The sequence below is a fragment of the Chitinophaga varians genome, from assembly GCF_012641275.1.
Taxonomy (GTDB): domain Bacteria; phylum Bacteroidota; class Bacteroidia; order Chitinophagales; family Chitinophagaceae; genus Chitinophaga; species Chitinophaga varians_A.
On record NZ_JABAIA010000003.1, the window covers coordinates 1,100,582 to 1,120,507 of the forward strand.

Annotated in this window: 1 protein-coding gene; it reads left to right on the forward strand. The window is 53.2% G+C overall.

The window, feature by feature from the left end:
* Nucleotides 1-5: 5 nt before the first annotated feature.
* On the forward strand, nt 6-19,907 hold the full coding sequence (locus tag HGH92_RS27265; RefSeq protein WP_168873978.1) for a non-ribosomal peptide synthase/polyketide synthase: 19,902 nt from the start codon (nt 6-8) through the stop codon (nt 19,905-19,907).
* Nucleotides 19,908-19,926: the final 19 nt, after the last annotated feature.

Consider the following 19,926-nt stretch of genomic DNA (forward strand, 5'->3'; position numbering starts at 1 on the left):
ATATCATGATTGAAAAGATAGAAAGAACAAATGTAGAGGGCATTTTCGAGCTCAGCATGGTTCAAAAGGGAATGTTATATCACTACCTGAAAGAAGATGACCAGGGGTTGTATAACGTTCAATTGTCTTTTGATATCCGGGGGCAGTTGGAGCTAAACCTGTTACAGCAGGCGTTTGATGAAGTACAGGCCGCCAACCAGGTACTGAGATCGGTTTTCCGCTGGTCTGAAGTTAGCAAGCCTGTCCAGATCATCCTTCATAGCCATCATCTGCCGATTGCATTCGTCGATTTTTCACAGCAGAAAGAAAGCCGCGCTCAGGCCAGTGCAGGGCAGTTCCTGCAGGAAGACCTGCACAAACGACTGGACCTGGCCCGGCAGCCGCTCCGGCTGACCGTACTCAGGGTGGCGGAACAACAATTTGTTTTGGTGATTACACATCATCATATATTGTATGATGGCTGGAGTACAGCTATTTTGCTGAAAGAACTCTTCCGGTATTACAATGATCTGGCCGGAGGTCGTCATATAGTCCATGTCGAAAAGCCTGCCTATGGCGACGTGTACCGCGCATTGGCACAAAGAGTTTTACAAGGGGCCGGCGACACATATTGGAAAAACCACCTGTCGGGGTATCCCGTGACAGCCTGTTTCCCGAAAACGCCTGTGGGAGATGTTGTGGCCAACAGGCTTCAGAAGCGCTCCTTTCACATCGCCGGCCTGGATGTGAAGGCATTTTCAGCACTGTATGGCGTTACAGGGGCAGCTATTATCTATGCTGCCTATGGCGTACTGCTCCGGCATTGGTTCCATGCGGAAGATATTGTTTTTGGCACTGCTGTTTCGACCAGGGATGAAACCATCAGGGGGCTTGAAATGGTGATGGGTAATTTTATCAATACCGTTCCGCTTCGGATGGCGCCCGCCGCAGATGAAACTTTTGCGCAGCTGACGATACGGGTCAACAAAGCATTGCTTGAGCGGAGCGACTACTGTAATACATCTTATGCGGAGATCAAGAAGCTGCTGGATCTGAAACCTTCAGAAGACCTGTTCGACACTGTGATAGCCGTGGAGAATTACCCGGTCACCGGGGCAACGACGGCACATGCCGGATGGGACGTCCGGTTAAGGGCTGTATATGAGCATACCGGTATCCCGCTGGTCGTCACGGTATTTTTTAACGAAGCGCTGGAGCTGGAGTGTACTTATGACGCGGAACTTGTGAATGAGGCTTTTATCGGGTACCTGGAAACGTATTTCGGCCGCGTGCTCCGGCAAGGCTTACACCATCCCGGACAGGCAGTATGCTTTTCAGATCTTATTTCGGCAGCTGAAAGAAAATACCTGACGCAGGAACTGAACGACACCGCCGTTTCTTACCCGCAGCGGGACACCATTATCTCGCTGTTTGAACAACAGGTGAAGCGGACGCCGGGCAATACAGCCCTGCGATGTGGCAACCTGTCACTTACCTATATGGAGCTTCAATCTGCAATCCATAAAACAGCAGCTTTTCTAAAAAGCAATGCCGGCATTAACGCCGGCGATCTGGTAGGTGTGATGCTGCCGCGGGAAATACAATTGTTACCCGTCATCTTTGGGATTCTTAAAGCCGGTGCCGTATATGTTCCGATTGATCCTGACTTTCCTGCAGAACGTGTGAATGCCGTCGCCGGAGATGCTGGCCTGAAAGCCATGATTACACGTGCCGGACACGTGAAGGCCTCGTTGCCGGCTGCCATTGCGCTGATAGACCCGGATGAAGCCGCGGCCTGGTCAGACGATAGTCCGGTTAATTTTCCGGCTGTCGATGGGAATGATCTCGCCTATGTGATCTATACTTCCGGCTCCACCGGGAAACCGAAGGGAGTAATGGTGGAGCATCGTTCGGTGGTTAACAGAATCACCTGGATGCAGCAGCAATACCCGCTTACCGAAGATGATGTGCTGTTGCAGAAAACGCCGCTGGTGTTTGATGTGTCCATATGGGAATTGTACTGGTGGTCTTTCACCGGCGCGTCGTTATACCTTCCGGAGCCCGGCGCGGAAAAAGACCCTGCAGAGATCATCAGGGCCATACAGGAACATGGCGTTACAACCATCCATTTTGTACCGTCGATGCTCAATGCATTTCTCGCCACCATGAACGATGGGTTTAACTTCGCAGCGATAAAGCGGTTGCGGCAGGTATTTACAAGCGGCGAAGCGCTCATGCCTGCGCAGGTACAATTGTTTGCTGATACGCTTCACAAATATTGCGGCAGCCGTTTGATTAACTTATATGGGCCAACAGAAGCCACAGTAGACGTATCATTTTATGAGTGCAGCTTTGAGCATGAATATCATGTGGTGCCCATCGGCAAACCTATCAACAATGTCAGGTTATATATCCTTGGAAAAGACCAGTCGCTTTTACCGGCAGGCGCGGTAGGGGAGCTGTGTATCGCCGGCGTGGGGCTGGCAAGAGGCTACCTGGGCCGCGAGGCGCTTACCGCTGAGAAGTTTACACAATGCCCTGCACTGCCGGGAGAGAGGATCTACAGGACCGGGGACCTCGCCAGATGGCTTCCGGATGGCAATATAGCTTTCCTGGGCCGGCAGGATGAACAGGTAAAGATAAGAGGTGTCAGAATAGAACCGGGAGAAGTGGCATCTCACCTGCTGGCACATACGCATATTACGGAAGCCGCCGTGGTTGCCAGAGAACGGAACGGTGAAAAATACCTCGTTGCCTATTATGTATCGGATAGCCCGCTGGAAAGGAAGGACCTGCGGGATTGGCTTTCCCGGGGCCTGCCGGAATATATGGTCCCTGCATGGTATGTACATTTGCGGGCGATGCCACTGACAGTGAGCGGAAAGCTGGACCGGAACATGTTGCCAGAACCGACGGCACTGACTGACTTCAGTGAAGAAGGAGACGCGCCCGCCAACGAGACGGAACAAAAGCTGGCGCAGCTATGGCAGGAAGTGCTGGGACATGCATATGTCAATACCGATAGCAGCTTTTTTGATACGGGAGGCGATTCTTTGCAGGCTTTACGATTGATCAACCGCATCGGAAAACAGTTTGATGTGGAACTTCCACTTAAAACCCTTTTCGATAATCCCACTATCAAAAGCCTCGCTGCCTGTTTGCGCGCCAGGACAGAACAACACGCCGGAAGACGTGGCCGGTTGTTTAAAACAGAGAAACGGCAGTATTATCCCCTGAGCTCGGTACAGAAACGGCTGTATTTTTTATATCAGTTCGATAAATCTTCACTCGCTTATAATGCGCCGCTGGCCCTCAGGATTACAGGGCCGGTAGATAAGTCCCGCATGACCGAAGCGCTGCAGGAGCTTGTTCGCAGAAATGAAAACCTGAGAACGTTATTTGTAACGGTCAACGGCGAGCCATACCAGAAAATACTGGACAGCGTTACGGTTATGATGGAAGAGTATCGTTCAGATGGCAATACCAGCGCATTGTTGCAACAATTCATCAGACCTTTTGATGTGGGTATAGCCCCGCTGATGAGAGCGGGATGGATCGAATGTGAGGAGGAAGAGCATATTTTGTTGCTGGACCTGCATCACATTATCACAGACGGCGTATCCCAGGGATTGCTCGTAAGGGAGTTGATGGCTTTATATCAGGGGACGTCGGTAGCGGCGCCTGTTTTTCAATACCGGGATTATGCAGCCTGGCAAAACAGCGCTGGTTACCAGGCAGTAGTGTCGGGCTCGCGCGAGTTCTGGATAAATGAATTTGCTGAAGAGCCCCCCGTCCTCGGTTTGCCGTTGGACTTTAAGCGGCCGCTCATACGCAGTTATGAGGGCGCTAACGTTCATTTTTCGTTGAGCAGCAGGGAAACCGCAATGCTGAAAGCGTTGGGGGATGCGGAGGGCGCCACCATGTTCATGGTGGTCCTGTCGTTGTTCAGCATCCTGCTGGGCAAACTGGCCGCGGAGGAAGACGTGGTGATCGGTACGCCTGCTTCCGGGCGCGATCATGCGGATCTCGAAGCTGTAATGGGAATGTTTGTCAATACAGTCGTTATACGCACACGGCCGCAGGGAGAGATACCGTTCCGTAGTTTTTTAAGGGAAATTAGGTCACGTACGCTGGCAGTCTTCGACAGGCAGGCATACCCTTATGAACTACTGATAGACGATTTGAAGGTATCGCGTGATACCAGCCGTAACCCGTTGTTCGACGTGTGGTTTGTATATCAGAATTTTGAAACTGCTGTACCGGAGGTGCCGGGGCTTACCATAACCCCCTGTGAAATCGGGGCTCCCATCTCGCAGTTCGATATTTCGCTAACGGCGGGAGAAAGAGAAGGACGGCTGCACCTGAACTTCGAATATTCCACGGAATTGTTCAGCGCAGAAACGATAGATCGTTTCTGCGGCTATTTCCGGGCAATTGTTACCGCTATTACCGGTAATGCAGGCTGCCGGCTTCGTGATATCGGGCTGGTAGGCCCGGCGGAGAGACGGCTGCTGCTGCATACGTTCAACGAAACAGAGACTCCATTCGAAAGGCAAAAGACCTTTTTTACGCTCTTTCAGGAGCAGGCGCAAGGTACGCCGGAATATCCGGCAGTGGTGTATAACGGAGCACAGTTAACTTACAGCGCGTTGCTGAAACGGGCAACGGACCTGTCAGCTTACCTGGCGGCAAAAGGCATCGGGCGGGGAAGTCGGGTGGCGCTGTACATGTCCAGAGGTATCGACATGCTTACCGCCATATTGGGCACATTCGGAGCAGGCGCGGCCTATGTGCCGGTAGAAATGGAATATCCCCCGCATCGCGTGATGGAAATACTAGCCGATAGCGAACCGGGTATTGTGCTGGTGGATGATCAGACGCTGTCTGCCGCAGAAGCAATAAAAAGCAAAGTACCTGCCGTCGGCGAAATATTGTCTGTCAGCCATATGGAACAATGGAGCGCCGACGAAGACGCAGTGCCGGAGGTAGCTGGACCGGACGATATTGCTTACATCATCTATACGTCCGGTACCACCGGGAAACCCAAAGGGGCCATGGTGCACCAGCAGGGGATGCTCAACCATCTGTATGCGATGATAGAGGCGATGGGCCCCGGCAACGGGGATGTGATCGCACAGACCGCCTCCTGCAGCTTTGATATCTCCGTATGGCAGTTTTTATGTGCGCTGCTCGTTGGAGGACAAACATGCATCATCGATAAAGATACACAGCTCGACGCCGGCAGCCTGCTCAGAGAAATGCAGGAAAGCAAGGTGACGATTGCTGAAATGGTGCCTTCGCTGCTGCGCGCTTTTGTGGACGAGGCGATGAATAACGCAGGGAAAAACCACCTGCCATGCCTGCGGTGGATGATACCTACGGCAGAGCAGATCAGTACTGCACTGGTGAACAAATGGTACGATTGTTATCCCGGCGTTCCGCTGATAAATGCCTACGGGCCCGCCGAAGCGTCGGATGATGTAACACTCTATTTCATCGGGAAAGATGTAGCGGAAGGAGAGATCATCCCTATCGGAAAGCCGGTAAGAAATACACGCATATACATTACGGACCAATATATGAACTTGTGCCCCCTGGGAGTGCGCGGCGAAATCTGTATTGCGGGGATTTCTGTTGGTAAAGGATACTGGAAAGACCAGGAGAAGACCCTCCGTGCTTTTGTGCCCAATCCTTTTTCGGAAGATGGCGAAGAAGATTATCGTTATCTGTACCGGACGGGCGATACAGGCTACTATCGGCCTGATGGCAATATCGTATTCACCGGCCGGCGCGACGATCAGGTGAAGGTCCGCGGCCACCGCATCGAATGCCGTGAGATAGAAAGCCATCTGCTGCAATGGCCGGGTATCAGAGAAGTGACCGTGCTGCCCCGCGAAAAAAACGGCGCCCAATACCTGGTGGCGTATTATATAGCTGATACAGCATTGGAAGACGCTGTATTGCGAGGCTTCCTGTCCGGCAGATTACCGGATTATATGGTACCCTCTTTTTATGTGTGGCTGAAGAGAATGCCCCTGACGGTGAATGGGAAGCTGGACAAAAAAGCACTTCCCGCGCCGGAACATAAACAGGCGCCGGTTGACAACGGGCAGGTGCTGACAGTGGAAGAAAAGCTGCTGGTAGAGGTATGGTCTAAGGTACTGGCCGCGGATGGCATCAGCGTGACTGACAATTTTTTTGCGGTGGGCGGAGACTCCATCAGGTCTACCCAGATCGTGTCTGCACTACGCAGTGCAGGATATGAATTATCTGTGAAAGATATATTTATTCATCAAACTATCCGGGAGCTGGCGGTACGACTGAAGAGGACCGGAAAACAGGCAGACCAGTCGGCGGTAGTAGGCAGGGCCGCTCTGACGCCTATACAGCGGTTGTTTTTTGAAACGCCTTTTGCCCGTCGGCACCACTATAACCAGTCGGTGATGCTGTTGTTTCCTGACGGCCTTGGGGCCGACCGTGCACGGCAAATGCTGGCCATGCTACAGGAGCATCATGATGCGCTGCGGATGGTCTTCGCGGAAGAAGCGGAAGGTGTGTTCATGCATAATCAGGGCCCGGAGCTGGCAGTGTCGCTGGAGGAATATGACCTGCGCGGCGAGCCGGAAGCGGAAGCCTCGCTGCTGGCGCGCTGCGATGAAATGCAGGCAGGTATTGATCTGGCCGCAGGCCCGCTGCTGCGTGGCGGACTGTTTCACCTGGCGGAAGGCAGCCGGTTGCTGCTGGTGGTCCATCACCTGGTGGTGGATGGTGTCAGCTGGCGTATCCTGCTGGAAGATATGCATACCCTGTATGGCCAGCAGCAGCAGAACGAACCGCTGCAGCTGCCGGGGAAAACGGATGCCTTCCTGTTGTGGCCGTCACGGTTGTCGGAATATAGTGAGGGCAAGGCGTTTGCGAAGGGCTGCCGGTACTGGAATACTTTCGATGCAGGCGCCTATCCGGTGTTGAACCGCGATTACCCTGAAGGCACGAACAAAACAGGCGGGCAGCAGGTAGAAAGATTCCGTCTAAGCAGGCAGTTGACGGGCCGGCTGCTGGGCGAAGCACACCGGAGCTTCGGCACCCGCATCAACGATCTGTTGCTGGCAGGTCTGCTGCTGGGCATGCACCGTTGTTACCAACAGCCGGGCATCCTGCTGGACCTGGAAAGCCATGGCCGCGAAGAGCTTTTGGGAGCGGATATCAGCCGTACGGTAGGTTGGTTTACCAGCATTTACCCTGTATGGTTGTCTGGAGATGTAAACAACCTTACGCGCCTGGTCCGCGAGGTGAAAGAAACGCTGCGCCGGGTGCCCAATAACGGTATCGACTATATGATCCGGCAATATGTATGCAACAGCGTAGAGCACACTCGTAGACGTTCCCGTGTGATCTTCAACTACCTTGGCCAGTTTGATACAGCAGTGTCGGGAGAATATTTTACGGCGGTAAGCGGCGCCGGTGGCCGTGAGATCTGGGAGGGGGAAACAGCGGAATACGACTGGGAGGTGTCCGGCATGGTGCTGGGCGGGGAGCTGGAGATGACGCTCACGTACAGCCCCCGGCAATATGCCGCGGACAGGGTGCGGATTTTTATGCAGTCGTATCGGGACGCGCTGGAAGAGATCACGGAAGCATGTTGTCGTCACGGGAAGGTAGAACTGAGTCCTTCAGACCTGGTTTACAAATCGCTGACGTTGTCGCAGGTGGATGCGTTACAATCGGAACATGCGCTGGAAAATATCTACCCGTTGTCTCCGATGCAGGAGGGTATGCTGTTCCATGCGTTATACGACAGAGAAGGCGACCAGTATTTTGAGCAACTGAGCTGCCGTTTGCAGGGCCGCCTGGACATCGCGGCGATAGAACATGCGATGAACGGCATCATTGCGCGTTATGCGATACTGCGTACACAGTTTGTACATGAGGGTTATGAACGTCCGTTACAGATTGTATACCGCGGGAGGAGAATGAAAGTGTCCTATGAAGATATGCGTGAAGCCTGTGTGCAGGAAGGAACGGCGGCAGTCGTTGACCGTATTCGTCAGCAGGACCGGAGCCGTAAGTTCGACCTGGGCCGTGATGTGCTGATGCGGGTGACCGTCCTGCGTTTGGCAGCATCTGCATATGAGTTGATATGGAGTTATCACCATGTGCTGATGGATGGCTGGTGCATGGGTATTATTATGCGCGATTTTAAAGCGCTGTATCAGCAATACAGCCGTGGCAGCGAGGTATTGCTGCCGGCGGTACGTCCCTACGGAGATTACATCAGCTGGCTGGAAGAGCGAGACGCCGCCTTGTCGGCGCAATACTGGAAAGAATACCTGTCTGGTTTTGAAAACATGACAGGTATAATCCCCGAACACGGCAAAGCAGAGGGGGGTGGTTATGAACTGGCAAAAGAGGCGATGTTATTGGGAGAAGAAAGGACCGGCCAATTGCATCGGTTAGCCGTAGATAATGGCGTAACGGTAAACACCGTTTTACAGGTAGCATGGGGAATACTGTTGAGTAAATACAACCAGGCAGACGATGTGGTCTTCGGCGCGGTGGTGTCCGGCCGCCCTGCGGAGCTGGCCGATGTGGAGTCGATGGTGGGACTCTTTATCAATACGGTGCCGGTACGCATCAGCTACGGGCCGGAAGAAAAGATCTCATCATTGCTGCGCCGGGTGCAGGAAGCGGCACTAGCGGCCGAGCCGCATCATTATCATCCGTTGTCGGAAATACAGGCCGGCAGCACGCCCGGCAGGTCGCTGCTGGACCATATCATGGTATTTGAAAACTATCCGCTGGCAGATACGATCATGGGGCCAGGGCAGGAAGAGCTGGATTTTCGTATATCCGACTTAGTGGTACATGAGCAGACTAATTACAATCTGTCTGTCGTTGTAGCTTCGAATGAAAAGACAAGCGTTACACTGCATTATAATGCCCATGCGTTTGATAAAGGGTTCATGAAGCGTGTAGTGGGACACTTTCAATTGATAATAACACAGCTCCTCAATAACAGCGCGGTGCCGGTATCTGCCATAGAGATATTGACCGCTGAGGAGACATACCGGATTTTGCACGAGTTTAACCGGCCGGTGACAGTATATCCGCAGGAGATGTCTCTTGTTGATATGTTTGAAAAGAGCGTCCGGGCACACCCCGGCAGGACGGCGCTGCGCTGCAATGATGTCAGCCTGACCTACAGCGAACTGAATAACCGTGCAGGCCGGGTGGCCAGTTACTTAGCAGCCAGCGGCGTAACGCCGGGAGCAGTAGTAGGACTGATGATAGAAAGGTCTCCTGAAATGATTATTGCTATGTTGGGCATCCTGAAAGCCGGAGCGGCTTATCTGCCGCTGGAGGCCGGGCTGCCTTATACCCGCAACCGGCATTTGCTGGAGGAGACCAACGCCGTACTATTGCTGACGGAAGAAAAAACGACCTGTCTTTACGCCGACTTTATCAAGACTGCAGACGTCAGACGTCTGCCTGAGCATGAAGCGGCGCCTGGGCTGCCCGGCCCGCAAAGCCTGGCCGGACATACAGCCTATATTATCTATACGTCGGGTTCTACCGGTAAGCCTAAAGGTGTAATGGTATCCCATCATTCGGTGGTTAACCTGGTATTGTCTCAACAAAGAACTTTTGATATAGATGAGCAGGACCGTATTCTGCAGTTCTCCACGATATGTTTCGATGCCTCCGTAGAACAGATCTGGCTGGCACTGTCGGCCGGTGCCGCCCTGGTGTTGATAGAAAGGGAGAGGATAACAGACAATGACCTGTTCAACGACTATATTTCAGCGATGAACGTGACGCACCTTCATGCTACACCTTCTTTCCTGGAAAACATTACACTCAAAACACCCAATAACGTAAAAAGGGTTATAGCCGGAGGCGAGCAGTGCAAGGTACAGACGGCAACTCGCTTTTACCGGGATTATGATTTTTATAACGAATACGGGCCTACGGAAACAACGGTTACGGCGATACAGTGCCTGATCACCGATATGCATGTTTCCGGTGGCACTATTCCTGTTGGCAGGCCCCTGGATAACACCCGCGTGTATATCCTTGGAAAAAATAAGGAGCTGTTGCCCGAAGGAATAAAAGGGGAGTTGTTCATTGCCGGCGACGGACTTGCGGCCGGATACGTCAATGATCCTGTGCTGACCCGGCAGCGGTTTGTTTCTGACCCCTTTATGCCGGGTGGGCTGATGTACCGTACCGGTGATCTGGCCTGCTGGTTGCCGGACGGAAACCTGGCATTCCTGGGCAGGGCGGATGAACAGGTGAAAATAAGGGGTTTCAGGATAGAACCCGGTGAAATAGAAAACCGTCTCAGCATGTATCAAGGGGTAAAAGAGGCGGTAGTGACGGCACATGACAGGGATGGCAGTAAATACCTCGTGGCATATTATGTGGCGGAGCAGGAGATAGACATGGCATTGCTAAGGGCGTTTCTGTCTGAAACCCTGCCGGATTACATGGTTCCGGCCTATTACCTTCGTCTGCCAAATATGCCGTTGACCACTACCGGAAAGCTGGACCGGAAGGCGTTGCCCTCGCCGGATGTAATAGGCAGTAAAAGCGGCGATGCACCGTCGTCCGAAGCTGAAAGAGTGATAGCGGTTGTCTGGTCGGAGGTATTGGGGATAGCAGATATTGGCGTGGCAGAGAATTTTTTCGCTGCGGGCGGAGATTCTATTAAATCTATACAGATAGTATCGCGTTTGCGTACAGCAGGCTATAGCTTATCTGTTAAAGATATTTTTTCCTGGCCAACGGTGCGATTGCTGGCGGCTAATGTGGCGAAGGCGGCGGAGGTGCCTGCCAATAGGGCCACCGTGGTAGGCAGGGCCGCTCTGACGCCTATACAGCGGTTGTTTTTTGAAACGCCTTTTGCCCGTCGGCACCACTATAACCAGTCGGTGATGCTGTTGTTTCCTGACGGCCTTGGGGCCGACCGTGCACGGCAAATGCTGGCCATGCTACAGGAGCATCATGATGCGCTGCGGATGGTCTTCGCGGAAGAAGCGGAAGGTGTGTTCATGCATAATCAGGGCCCGGAGCTGGCAGTGTCGCTGGAGGAATATGACCTGCGCGGCGAGCCGGAAGCGGAAGCCTCGCTGCTGGCGCGCTGCGATGAAATGCAGGCAGGTATTGATCTGGCCGCAGGCCCGCTGCTGCGTGGCGGACTGTTTCACCTGGCGGAAGGCAGCCGGTTGCTGCTGGTGGTCCATCACCTGGTGGTGGATGGTGTCAGCTGGCGTATCCTGCTGGAAGATATGCATACCCTGTATGGCCAGCAGCAGCGGAACGAACCGCTGCAGCTGCCGGGGAAAACGGATGCCTTCCTGTTGTGGCCGTCACGGTTGTCGGAATATAGTGAGGGCAAGGCGTTTGCGAAGGGCTGCCGGTACTGGAATACTTTCGATGCAGGCGCCTATCCGGTGTTGAACCGCGATTACCCTGAAGGCACGAACAAAACAGGCGGGCAGCAGGTAGAAAGATTCCGTCTAAGCAGGCAGTTGACGGGCCGGCTGCTGGGCGAAGCACACCGGAGCTTCGGCACCCGCATCAACGATCTGTTGCTGGCAGGTCTGCTGCTGGGCATGCACCGTTGTTACCAACAGCCGGGCATCCTGCTGGACCTGGAAAGCCATGGCCGCGAAGAGCTTTTGGGAGCGGATATCAGCCGTACGGTAGGTTGGTTTACCAGCATTTACCCTGTATGGTTGTCTGGAGATGTAAACAACCTTACGCGCCTGGTCCGCGAGGTGAAAGAAACGCTGCGCCGGGTGCCCAATAACGGTATCGACTATATGATCCGGCAATATGTATGCAACAGCGTAGAGCACACTCGTAGACGTTCCCGTGTGATCTTCAACTACCTTGGCCAGTTTGATACAGCAGTGTCGGGAGAATATTTTACGGCGGTAAGCGGCGCCGGTGGCCGTGAGATCTGGGAGGGGGAAACAGCGGAATACGACTGGGAGGTGTCCGGCATGGTGCTGGGCGGGGAGCTGGAGATGACGCTCACGTACAGCCCCCGGCAATATGCCGCGGACAGGGTGCGGATTTTTATGCAGTCGTATCGGGACGCGCTGGAAGAGATCACGGAAGCATGTTGTCGTCACGGGAAGGTAGAACTGAGTCCTTCAGACCTGGTTTACAAATCGCTGACGTTGTCGCAGGTGGATGCGTTACAATCGGAACATGCGCTGGAAAATATCTACCCGTTGTCTCCGATGCAGGAGGGTATGCTGTTCCATGCGTTATACGACAGAGAAGGCGACCAGTATTTTGAGCAACTGAGCTGCCGTTTGCAGGGCCGCCTGGACATCGCGGCGATAGAACATGCGATGAACGGCATCATTGCGCGTTATGCGATACTGCGTACACAGTTTGTACATGAGGGTTATGAACGTCCGTTACAGATTGTATACCGCGGGAGGAGAATGAAAGTGTCCTATGAAGATATGCGTGAAGCCTGTGTGCAGGAAGGAACGGCGGCAGTCGTTGACCGTATTCGTCAGCAGGACCGGAGCCGTAAGTTCGACCTGGGCCGTGATGTGCTGATGCGGGTGACCGTCCTGCGTTTGGCAGCATCTGCATATGAGTTGATATGGAGTTATCACCATGTGCTGATGGATGGCTGGTGCATGGGTATTATTATGCGCGATTTTAAAGCGCTGTATCAGCAATACAGCCGTGGCAGCGAGGTATTGCTGCCGGCGGTACGTCCCTACGGAGATTACATCAGCTGGCTGGAAGAGCGAGACGCCGCCTTGTCGGCGCAATACTGGAAAGAATACCTGTCTGGTTTTGAAAACATGACGGGTATAATCCCCGAACACGGCAAAGCAGAGGGGGGTGGTTATGAACTGGCAAAAGAGGCGATGTTATTGGGAGAAGAAAGGACCGGCCAATTGCATCGGTTAGCCATAGATAATGGCGTAACGATAAACACCGTTTTACAGGTAGCATGGGGAATACTGTTGAGTAAATACAACCAGGCAGAGGATGTGGTCTTCGGTGCGGTAGTGTCCGGCCGCCCTGCGGAGCTGGCCGATGTGGAGTCGATGGTGGGACTCTTTATCAATACGGTGCCGGTACGCATCAGCTACGGGCCGGAAGAAAAGATCTCATCATTGCTGCGCCGGGTGCAGGAAGCGGCATTATCGGCCGAGCCGCATCATTATCATCCGTTGTCGGAAATACAGGCCGGCAGCGCACCGGGCAGGTTGTTGCTGGACCATATCATGGTATTTGACAATTACCCGCTGACGGCCTTGCTGGCAGGTACCGATGCAGATAACGACTACAGGATAGAAAGCATAGCGGTGTTTGAACGGGCCAATTATGACCTGGCCCTCGTGGTTACGCCCGGGGAAAATATTTCCATCCGTTTTGAATATAATAAGCGCCGGTATGAAGACCGTCAGATACGGCGGGTAGTGGGGCATATGGATGAAATCATCCGGCAGCTCGCTGGAGGTGGCGAAATAAACGTGCCGGAGATCAGCATATTGTCAGCCGAAGAGCAGCAACGGCTGTTATATCTGTATAACGATACCGGGAAAGACTATGCTGACACAGATACTATTGTGTCATTATTCGAAAGGCAGGCGGCACAGGTACCGGAACATACAGCGCTTGTTTTTGAAGACATATCACTGACTTATTCGGAGCTCGACAGAAAGTGCAACCGGCTGGCTCATATATTAAAAACGGCCGGCGCAGGGAAAGGCGACATCGTCGCTATCATATGCGACCGCTCGCCGGAAATGATTATCAGTCTGATGGCTGTATTGAAGGTTGGCGCGGTGTATCTGCCGGTTGATCCCGGAAGCCCCGAAGACAGGATCGGTTATATACTGGCCGATTCCGGCGCTTCGATAATATTAACCGACCAGGGATATACGATGGCAGACTTTGGCATCCGGACCATTGCGATGCACGTGCTAAACCTCGAAGGTGGTGAAGCCTCTGCGTTGCCGCCTGTTACCACCCTGAATGATGCAGCCTACATCATCTACACATCCGGTTCCACCGGCCGCCCCAAAGGAACGGTCATCAGCCAGTCGGGCGTGATACGGCTGACGCGGGAAGCCAATTATATCAGCATCACCGGTAGGGACAGAATACTGCAACTTTCCAGTTTTGCATTTGATGGTTCTGTATTCGACATTTTCGGTGCATTGTTGAATGGTGCAACGTTGTTTATGATCCGGCGGGAGATGATCGATGATCTTTCGGCGCTGGCCCGGCTGATACAAGAGAAACAGATTTCGGTATTCTTTATAACGACCGCTTTATTTAACATACTCATAGAAGAGCAGGGCACATGCCTTACACATGTGCGCAGGATATTGTTTGGCGGAGAAAGGGTGTCTGTCCAGCATGTAAGGAAGGCATTTGAGTTGTTGGGAAAAGAAAGGCTCATTCATGTCTACGGGCCAACGGAAGCCACCGTTTTCTCAACCTTCTATCCTGTCAACGAGGTCCGAAGCCTGGACACTGTCCCCATCGGCCGTCCTATCACCAATACCGGCGTCTATATACTGAACAGTCGGCAGCAGCTGGTGCCCGAAGGCGTGGCCGGCGAGCTGTGTATATCGGGCGCGGGGCTTTCCCTCTGTTATCTGAATAATGAAGCGTTGACCAGTCAGAAATTCGTCGCTAACCCTTATACGGGTGAACGTATTTACCGGTCAGGAGATCTGGCCCGCTGGCTGCCGGACGGAAATATAGCGTTCCTTGGCAGGATAGATGACCAGGTGAAAGTGCGGGGTTTCCGGATTGAATTGGGTGAGATTGAAATGCAGCTGGCGCGGTACGAAGGCATCCGGGAAGTGGCTGTACTGGCCGCGGAAGGGAAAAATGGCCGGTGCCTGGCAGCGTATTATGTTGCAGATGAAGAAATAGCTCCATCTTCCTTAAAACGTTTCCTGTCGGCCAGACTGCCGGATTATATGGTGCCCGCGCATTTTATGGCATTGGCAAAGTTTCCGCTTAATGTAAACGGGAAGCTGGATAAAAAAGCATTGCCGGACGTGATGACGGAGGGCGATGTGGCATATGTTATGCCCGTATCGGCGGAAGAGGAATGCCTCGCACGCATATGGTCTGCTGTACTGGGCTGCGCCCGGGCGGGTGTTGATAGTAACTTCTTCGCACTGGGTGGCGACTCCATAAAATCTATACAGGTGGTGTCGCGGGTACGTGCGGAGGGATACGAGCTGTCTGTCAATGATGTATTTGTTCATCAGACGATACGGGAGCTGGCAGTGGTATTGAAGAAAAAGGTCACTGTCGCCGATCAGTCGGTGGTAACCGGCAAGTCTGTATTAACGCCGGTGCAACGAATGTTTTTTGAAATGCCGCTGGTACACCGGCATCATTATAACCAATCGGTGATGTTGTTGTTCAGCGAGGGGCTGTCGGTTGGCAACGCGCGGAAGATTCTGTCTGCCTTGATGGCGCATCATGATGCGCTGCGAATGGTGTTCCGCGAAGAAGAGGAAGGCATCTGCATGTATAACCAGGGGCTGGAAATGCAGGAATGGATAACGGAAGATGACTTCAGCAATGCTGCGGATGAAGCTGCGCTATTGTCTGCCCGCTGTAATGAAATACAGGCAGGTATCGATCTTTCGGCCGGGCCGTTGCTCCGGGCCGGTTTGTTTCATGTGGCGGAAGGCAGCCGGCTGTTGATCGTGGTTCACCACCTGGTGGTGGATGGTGTGAGCTGGCGTATCCTGCTCGAAGATATCGGCACACTGCATGGTCAGCTCTTGCGGGGAGAACCGCTGCTGTTGCCGGAGAAGACCGATGCATTCCTGTCGTGGCCGTCAAGGCTGTCGGACTATACTGCCGGCAAAGCCTATACGAAGGCATGCGCTTACTGGGCTTCTTTCGATGCACAGGCTTATCCTCCGTTGAAACGCGACTTTCCGGAAGGGACAAACAGAGCAGATGAACAGGAAGTGGAAACGTTCGTATTGGCCCGCGAGCTGACCAGCCAGTTGCTGGGCGATGCCCACCGGCGCTTTGGCACACGCATCAATGATCTGCTGCTGGCGGGATTGCTGTTGGGCATCCGCCGTTGCTATCAGCAGCACGGCATATTGCTGGACCTGGAAGGGCACGGACGGGAGGAAGTGCCTGGTGCGAACATTAGTCGTACCGTAGGCTGGTTCACCAGTATCTATCCGGTATTGCTGGCCAGCGATGCGGATAGCCTTTCCCGTATGATCAGGGAAGTAAAAGAGCTGCTCCGCCATATACCCAATAACGGTATCGACTATACGATATGGAGATACCAAAAAGGCAACACTATTCCGGGAGATGTACGTTCCCGCATCAGCTTTAACTACCTCGGTCAGTTCGATACCGATATTACCGGCAAGACGTTTAGTGTATCGGACGATACCAGAAGCCGCGAGACTTCCCTGTTGGAAGAAGGAGCATATGACTGGGAAATATCCGGAAGAGTAGTGGGGGGCCGGCTGACCATGCAACTGGTGTACAGCACTTGTCGCTATAACAGAGAAACTATCACGGCATTGATGGAATCGTACCGCAATGCGCTCGAAGAAATAACCAGCTATTGCTGCAGCGGCGCTAATGTGGAGCTGACCCCGTCTGATCTCACCTTCAAAGATCTCACGCTTCCGCAGCTTGAATCGCTGCAACAGCAATACGAGTTGGAAGATATTTACCCGATGGCGCCTATGCAGGAAGGAATGCTGTTTCATGCGCTGATGGAGCCAGAGGCTGAACACTATTTTGATCAGCTGGTTTGCAGCATAACGGGGCCGCTGGATATCGCCCTGGTAGAAAAGGCTATGAACGCTATTATCCACCGCTATGCCATCCTGCGTACGGTGTTCCTGCAGAAAGGACAACAGCGCCCTCTGCAGGCAGTCCTGAAAGAAAGGAAGATGACCATCACCTTTACAGATGCCCGTAAAGAATGCCTGATAACACCAGCGGCCGGGCTGGTGGAACAGTACCGCTTGCGCGACCGGCAGAAAAAATTTAACCTCGAAGCAGATATGCTGATGCGCCTTTCCATTATCCGCATTGCAGATGAGGAGTACCGCTTGATATGGAGCTTCCATCATATCCTGATGGATGGCTGGTGCATCGGTATCATTTTAAATGAATTCAGGAAGATATATGCAGCTTATGAAACCGGCAGAACTGTTGCCCTTCCTGCCGTGCGGGAATATTCCCGCTATATCGCCTGGCTGGAAAGCAGGGATAAGGCACTGGCGGCAGACTACTGGAAAAACTATCTCGCGTCTTATGATACGCTGACGAGCTTCAGAGATAAAACATCCCGGCAACAAATAACAATACCATATCAGCAACGTATCCGGCAACTGGTGCTCAGTGCAGAGCAGGTATGCGCATTGCAGCAAATTGCAGCAGACCATCACATAACGGTCAATACGCTTTTGCAGGCCAGCTGGAGTATTTTACTTGCGAAGTACAATAATGTGCGGGATGTGGTATTTGGCTGCGTGGTATCTGGCCGTCCGGCAGAGATAGCCGGGGTGGAGGAAATGGTGGGCCTGTTTATCAATACCGTCCCTGTGCGGGTGAAATATGAGGAAACAGATACGGTCCTCGACCTGCTGAAAGGTATACAGGCACGGGCACTGCAAAGCGAACCCCATCATTATCATCCGCTACCGGACATCCAGTCGCTCACTACAACAGGGCAGGAGCTGTTTGATCACATTATGGTCTTCGAGAATTACCCCGAAAGTGCAGGTATGGTAGATGCAACAGCGACGGAAAACGGTGCGGGCTACAGTATAACGGACGCAGAGATATTTGAGCAGGCAAATTACAGCCTTTCGGTGGTCATTATCCCCGCACGGGAGATGACCTTGAAGTTCTACTATGATGCTACCGTGTATACGGACGAGCAGATAGAGAAGCTGATGCTTCACCTGGGCCGTGTCGTCACGCAGGTGGTCACAACGGTGAAACAGCGCGTGGCAGACCTGGAGATTGTTTCGCCGCAGGAAAAACAGCAGCTGCTGTATGCATTTAACGACATGCGGCTTCCGTTTGAACACCAGGATACGGTTGTGGCTTTGTTTACAAAAAGGGCGGCCACAGATCCCGACAGCACCGCCATTCGGTTTGAAGGCAGAAATATCAGCTACCGGCAGTTGCACAACAAAGCCTGCTGCATTGCCCGCCAGATCGACGAAAAGCTGGGTGGCAGGGGTAAAGCCGCAATAGGCTTGCTGTGCGCCATATCTCCCGAAATGGTAGCCGGTATGCTGGGCATCCTGCTGGCAGGCTGCACATACGTACCGTTATCTCCCGACGCTTCCCGCGAACGGAACACGTATATGCTGGGAGATTGCGGTGCTGCGCTACTGGTGGTTCAGGCAGCCCTGCAGCACGGCATGCCTGCCGGGGAGGCAACAGAAAGCCTTGTCATTACAGGGGAAGACGGCTGGGATGATAACATAGCCTATCAACCTGCCGCAATACTGCCAGAAGATATTATCTACATCATCTATACCTCGGGAACAACAGGCAAGCCCAAAGGCGTAGCCGTGACGCAACGCGGAATATCGAATATGCTGTGCAATTATCAGCACATCTATCAAATATCCCCCGGGATGGTGTTTAGCCAGATCGCCAGCATCACTTTTGATGCGGCCGCTTTTGAAATATGGCCTGCTTTGACAAGCGGGGGCTGTCTTTGCGTGGCGCCGGAATACCTGCGTACAGACGCAGCCCTGATGCAGTCATGGCTGAAGGAAAACAGGGTGGAGATCACATTCCTGCCAACCGCACTGGCCGAATATCTGCTGCAAAATGAATGGCCAGGCGCGCCCCCCTCCCTGCGGGTGGTAAATGTGGCGGGCGACAGGTTGAAGTATCACCCGGCCGGCGAGCTGCCATTTGAGCTGTATAACCTCTATGGCCCTACGGAGGATGCTATATGGACCTCCTATGCGGCGCTGCGGCACGACAAAGCGAATACCGTATACAGCATAGGGCGGCCCATAGCGAATAAAAGAGTTTATATCCTGAATGCTGATCACCAGCTGCAACCTGTTGGCGTACCAGGAGAACTCTGTATCTCCGGCGCCGGGTTAGCCCGCGGATATGTAAACAGCGACGCGCTTACAAAAGAGCGTTTTGTGGCGGACCCGTTTTTCGATGGAGAAAGAATGTACAAAACGGGCGACATGGCCTGCTGGTTGCCCGACGGAAATATCTGCTTTATCGGAAGGAAAGACAACCAGGTGAAGATAAGAGGGTTCCGGATTGAACCCGGCGAGATAGAGAATACACTGGCCGCATATGCCCCTGTCCAGGATGTGGTGGTGGCGGTGCTGGAAAGAGGCGACCATAAATACCTTGCCGCGTACTACACCGCTGCAGAGGCGATAGCCGCCGATGCACTGAAAGACTATTTGCTGGCGCGCCTTCCCGCCTACATGGTGCCGGCTTATTTTGTTCACTTACCCTCCATACCGCTCACTCCCAACGGCAAGGCCGACAGGAAACGATTGCCCGACCCAGGGATAATGGCGTCAGCACAGTATGAGGCGGCGTCTACACCTATCGGCACGAAGCTCGTGGAGATCTGGTCGGAAGTATTACACCTGGATAGAGACAAAATAGGCATCAATACCAACTTTTTTGATCTGGGTGGCCATTCCATCAGCTTAATGGCCCTGAATAGCCGCATTAACGATGCTTTCGGTTGTAATCTCTCAGTAGCGGGCATGTTCCGGTTGCCCACCATCAGCAGCCAGGAACAATACCTTATGAATGGAGACGCGGATTTGTCTGCACTGGAAAACCGCCTTGAGCAGGACCTTAACGAAGCCGGCGCTGTGCTGGACCTGTTGCAGGACGGGCCATCCGGCGCCAACGAATAATCTACTGCTATTAAAGTCA

What these genes read in the sequence shown, in the direction of transcription:
- HGH92_RS27265 (WP_168873978.1), top strand. Translation starts at nt 6, where the DNA reads ATGATTGAAAAGATAGAAAGAACAAATGTAGAGGGCATTTTCGAGCTC.